Below are 4079 nucleotides of genomic sequence, written 5' to 3' on the forward strand. Positions count from 1 at the left end.
GTGGAGGCCGGCGAGGTAGTTGTCTGGGGTCTTGTCGTACCGGGTGGCGATGCCTCGCCAGGCCTTGAGCTTGTTGATCAGGCGCTCGACGGTGTTCCTCTCCTTGTAGAGGTTAGCGTCGTCGCTGACGGGTAGACCGGCGTAGGCGCGCAGGTTCGGCCCGTGCTCCGCCCGCCCGGCCCCGGCCCCGTCCGGCCGCCTCGCGGTATGCACGCGCCCGCAGCCGCACACCGCCGCGTGCTGGTCGTACTGCGTGGCCGTCACGGTGATCAGGGGCATCTCGTGTCGCTGGTAGTGGTCGACCACGCCCAGGTCCACCGCGTCGGACAGGCCGCACCCGCAGACGCCCTCGGGGTAGCGGTCCAGACGTGCGTCGAGCTCGCCCGGCTCCCGCCAGCGCAACGCCGTCCTCGGCGCCCCGGGCTGCTTGCCCTTGCCCCGCCCCGTCCCCTTGGCGCTGCTCGCGCGGCGGGGTGCGCCCCTAACTGGATAACGCACACAAAAGTGATGAGCCCCCTTCAGAGTATCGGCCCCCGGCTTGCCATCGCAGCCGCGACGATCGTGCTCGGCTCGCGCGGACTTGCCACCGGCGCCAAGGACACCACGTACTACATCTCGATCGGCGACTCCCTGGCCACGGCCTACCAGCCGGACGTCGACAAGGACACCGATGTCGCCTACACGTACCAGGTCTACGCGCAGCTCAAGCAGCGCAACCCCGGGCGGAAGCACATACGTCTGGGCTGCACCGGTGAGACCACCGAGTCCCTGATCAAGGGCGGAAAATGCGACTACCCCCACGCCAAGTCCCAACTGGACATCGCCCAGGCCATGGCGCAGCACCACGGCAAGGTCGCTTACGTGACTCTCAGTGTGGGCGCCAACGACATTCTCCAGGGATGCGTCAGCCCAGCCGGCACTCTCGACGGAACCTGCTTGAACAGCACCATCCAGATCATGGCGAAGAACATCGCCCAGATCTGCGGGCACGCTCCGCAAGGCGGGCACGAGCAACACCCAGTTCGTGGGCTCGACGTTCTACAACCCATTCCTGGCGACCTGGACTCGGCGCCTCTGGTCAGCAGGCCGCCAAGGAGTCGGCTCCCCTGGTCGAGGCCGCCAACACGGGCATCACCCAGGTGTACAAGCCCACCGGCTTCAAGGTGGCGGATCTGGCCGGGACTTTCTCCTCGGACGACTTCGCCACCCAGGTCAACATGCCCGGCGCGGGCGAGGTGTCGGGCAACGTGGCCAAGATCTGCCAGCTGACCTGGGCGTGCGCGAAGAAGGACCCACACCCCAACGCCGACGGCCACAAGCTGATCGCCGGTGCCTTCGCGGCGCAGCTCGCCGACAACGACGTGCCCGGTGCGAGTCCGTCCCCTACCCTCACCCCTGACGACTCGGCCACGCCCGAGCCCGGCACCAGCACGGGCAACGGCAGCGGCAGCGACACGGGGGCGAACCAGCCGACTACGAATGGAGACCTCGCCGAAACCGGCGCGTCGAGCAGCACCCCCGTCCTCGCGGGTGCCAGTCTCGCCGTCGTGGCGGCCGGCAGCGCCGCGGTCTACTTCTCCCGCAGGCGCCGTACGACCCACGAAAGCTGACAGTCAGTCAGTAGATCCCGGACGGCAGCAGGCCGCCCGGAGGGTGGGCTCGCCCTGCTGTGCAAAGCACAGCGCGATGGGCACGGTCACACAAGGGTGGGTGTTCTCCATCCCCCTCTCCCACGCCCACTAGCTGCTGACCGATGTGGGGTCGGTGGAGAAGGCCCGCGTTTTGAACTGAGAGGATTCACATGACCGAACCAGCCGCAGCAGTTCTGGCCCGCTTCAGTGAACAGGTGCTGGGTCTCCCCCTGCCCGTGGGAATCCGCCTCTGGGACGGCAGCACGGCCGGTCCAAAGGACGGGCCGGCCTTCGTCCTGCACAACCGCGAAGCTCTGCGGCGTCTGCTGTGTCGGCCCGGCGAGCTGGGGCTTGCCCGCGCCTGGGTGGCCGGAGACATCGAAGTCGACGGCGACCTGTACGAGTTGCTGAAACGCATCTCGACCCTGCTGTGGGAACGGGAGGAGTCCAGCAGCCGCACCGCGGCGCTCCGCGGAGCGCTGAGCGTGCTGACCACACCCGGCAGCCTGCGTACCGTGAGCCGGACGCTCGGCCTCGCGGGGGTGGGGCTCCCGCCGGCACCGCCCACCGAGGAGGTGGTGCGCCGTCGCGGTCCCGCGCACAGCCTGCGCCGTGACAAGGCGGCCATCAGCCACCACTATGACGTGGGCAACGACTTCCACGCCTTGGTCCTGGGCCCCTCGCTTGTCTACTCCTGTGCCTACTGGCAGGGCGACCCGTCCTCCTGCTCCGACAACACTCTGGAGCGGGCCCAGGAGGCCAAAATGGACCTGGTCTGCCGCAAGCTCGCTCTGCGCAAAGCACAGCGGCTGCTGGACGTGGGCTGCGGCTGGGGCTCGATGGCCATGCACGCGGCCGAGCGCTACGGCGTACAGGTCGTAGGGGTCACCATCTCGGATGAGCAGGCGGCACTGGCTCGCGAGCGTGTTGCCACGGCGGGGCTTGAGAACCTGGTAGAGATCAGGGTTCAGGACTACCGCCAGATCGACGACTCCCCCTTCGACGCGATCTCCTCGATCGGTATGGCCGAGCACGTGGGCAGGAAGCGGTACCGAGAGTACGCGGACATTCTGCATCAACTGCTGAAGCCCGGCGGGAGGTTACTCAACCACCAGATATCGCGGCGCCCCGTGCGGGACGAAGGGAAGTACCGGATGGACCCCTTCATCGACCGGTACGTCTTCCCCGACGGCGAGCTGGCCCCTATAGGCTCCAACGTGTCGCTGCTGGAGGAAGCGGGCTTCGAGGTGCGCGACGTCGAGTCCCTGCGCGAGCACTATGCCCTCACGCTACGTGAGTGGGTGGCCAACCTCGAAGCGCACTGGGACGAGGCGGTCAAGCTGACCTCGCCCGGGCGGGCGCGGGTATGGCGCCTGTATATGGCTGCGTCGGCGGTCGGATTCGAGACCAACACGATGGGCGTCAACCAGGTGCTGGCGGTCAGGACCGGCGGTGACGGCCGGTCCGGCATGCCGTTGCGCAGAGACTTCCTGGGGGCCTCGACGGCGCTCGCCTGACGAGGCGTCAGTCCGGTGCCGTTGGTGGGTGGGACACGCCGGAGCCCGCCTGACGTGCCGCCTGCTGACACCGTCCAGCTCAACGGTCATGTCTGGACCGTGGACGCCCGCGACAGGATCCGGAAGACCCTCGCGATCCGGGCGGGCCAGATCGTTTGTGTCGGTACCGACGCCGGCGCCCGCCGGTACGTCGACCAGCAGACCGAGCTCGTCGATCTTGGCGGCCGGATGCTGATGCTCGGCCTGCATGACGGGCACGTGCACGTCCTTGCCGGAGGACGGGCTGCTCGGGCTCGGCTTCGCCTACCAGCCGTACACCGTCCCGCAGTTCCTCGTCCCTGGCCAGGGATTACTTCACCAAGACCGCAGAGTCCGAGCCAGATAGCTGGGTGCTGGGCTCGAACCGGGTGCGCCGCGCCACCGACAGCGGGTGCGGCTCTCGCGGAAGCAGCTGGCGGGCGGCTTCGGGATCTCGCACTTCGGCCGGACGGCGGGCTACGTCCACACCCCGTTCGAGAAGTCGCTCGGCGGTCCGTCCGACATGGGCAGCCTCGTGTCCGCCCTCAACGAGGTCGCAGGCGAGATCCGGGCCGCGTTCCGGGGCCGGGCGGAGTCGGGCCTGCTCAAGCACCTCGACTCGGTGGGGAAGTCCCCTCATCATCCATGAGAAGGCGCTCGCCAAGGTGAACGCGGCCCTCGACAAGGCGAAGTCAAAGCTCGACGACTCCGTTGCTGAATTTGTCAGCTGGTGAGTCGGTGGCTGAGGCGTTCGAGTCTGCTGGTGCGGGGTTTGCGTAGTGGGTCGGTGGTCCACCAGGCGTCGAGGCGGACGATGTTGAGGGCGGTGGCGGAGAAGGCGTGTTGGATTCGGACTTTCGGCAGGCCGCGGTAGCGGGCCCGGCGTATGCCGGTGACGTCGAGGGCCTGGTTG

Annotated in this window: 3 protein-coding genes and 3 pseudogenes; 4 read left to right on the forward strand and 2 right to left on the reverse strand. The window is 68.2% G+C overall.

Features of this window, described 5'->3' with window-relative positions; all coding sequences use genetic code 11:
• Positions 1-138 (reverse strand): annotated as a pseudogene (locus ABZZ74_RS52760) (IS5/IS1182 family transposase); the annotation flags it as partial.
• Between the two features lie 369 nt (positions 139-507).
• Here ABZZ74_RS52760 and ABZZ74_RS52765 point away from each other — a divergent pair.
• The 4 genes and pseudogenes from ABZZ74_RS52765 to ABZZ74_RS52780 all read left to right on the forward strand — a co-directional run.
• Positions 508-981, forward strand: a pseudogene (locus ABZZ74_RS52765) (SGNH/GDSL hydrolase family protein); the annotation flags it as partial.
• A 158-nt stretch (positions 982-1139) separates the two neighbouring features.
• Positions 1140-1610, forward strand: a complete 471-nt coding sequence (locus ABZZ74_RS52770) for an LAETG motif-containing sortase-dependent surface protein (protein WP_356951252.1) — start codon at positions 1140-1142, stop codon at positions 1608-1610.
• A gap of 191 nt (positions 1611-1801) precedes the next feature.
• The gene (locus ABZZ74_RS52775) at positions 1802-3148 is read left to right on the forward strand and encodes a cyclopropane-fatty-acyl-phospholipid synthase family protein (RefSeq protein WP_356951253.1); all 1347 of its coding nucleotides are present in this window, start codon (positions 1802-1804) and stop codon (positions 3146-3148) included.
• 430 nt (positions 3149-3578) lie between these two features.
• Entirely contained in the window at positions 3579-3815 is a 237-nt protein-coding gene (locus ABZZ74_RS52780; protein ID WP_356951254.1) for a hypothetical protein, read from the forward strand.
• A 74-nt stretch (positions 3816-3889) separates the two neighbouring features.
• Here the strand turns inward: ABZZ74_RS52780 and ABZZ74_RS52785 are convergent.
• Positions 3890-4079 (reverse strand): annotated as a pseudogene (locus tag ABZZ74_RS52785) (IS1182 family transposase); the annotation flags it as partial.

Source organism: Streptomyces sp. NPDC006476 (assembly GCF_040612015.1).
In the GTDB taxonomy this organism is placed as follows: Bacteria; Actinomycetota; Actinomycetes; order Streptomycetales; family Streptomycetaceae; genus Streptomyces; species Streptomyces griseorubiginosus_B.

What these genes read in the sequence shown, in the direction of transcription:
- ABZZ74_RS52775 (WP_356951253.1), top strand. Translation starts at nt 1,802, where the DNA reads ATGACCGAACCAGCCGCAGCAGTTCTGGCCCGCTTCAGTGAACAGGTG.